1 pseudogene is annotated in these 388 nt (G+C 54.6%); it reads left to right on the top strand.

Features of this window, described 5'->3' with window-relative positions:
• Positions 1-388 (top strand): annotated as a pseudogene (locus tag HMPREF2959_RS10245) (IS110-like element ISNme5 family transposase); the annotation flags it as partial.

Here is a 388-nt window from a genome sequence, read left to right as displayed (position 1 = left end):
CATACTATCGAATACCTTAAAAAACACAAGGTCGCCCTCGTCGTGACGGAAAGTACTGGCGGTCTCGAAATCCCCGCCGCCAAAGCCATCCGCCGAGCAGGCATAGCCGTGATTATCGCCAACCCGCGTCAGACGCATCAGTTTGCCCAATCGCAGCCGCTGACCAAAACCGACGCCAAAGATGCCAAAATGCCCGCCTTCTTCGCACAGATGAAGGCACAGAAAGAAGATTCGCAAACCATGCCCTACCAACCGCCCACCGAAGCGGAAGAAGTGTTGGAAGCCTTGGTTAACCGCCGCAACCAATCGGCGGATATGCGGACTGCCGAGAAAAACCGTCTGCATCAGGTTCACGAAACGCAAGTCGGAAGCGTCAAACAACTGATTG

This window comes from Neisseria sp. HMSC070F02 (genome assembly GCF_001814225.1).
In the GTDB taxonomy this organism is placed as follows: Bacteria; Pseudomonadota; Gammaproteobacteria; order Burkholderiales; family Neisseriaceae; genus Neisseria; species Neisseria meningitidis.
This window is presented reverse-complemented; position numbering and strand designations above follow the sequence as displayed.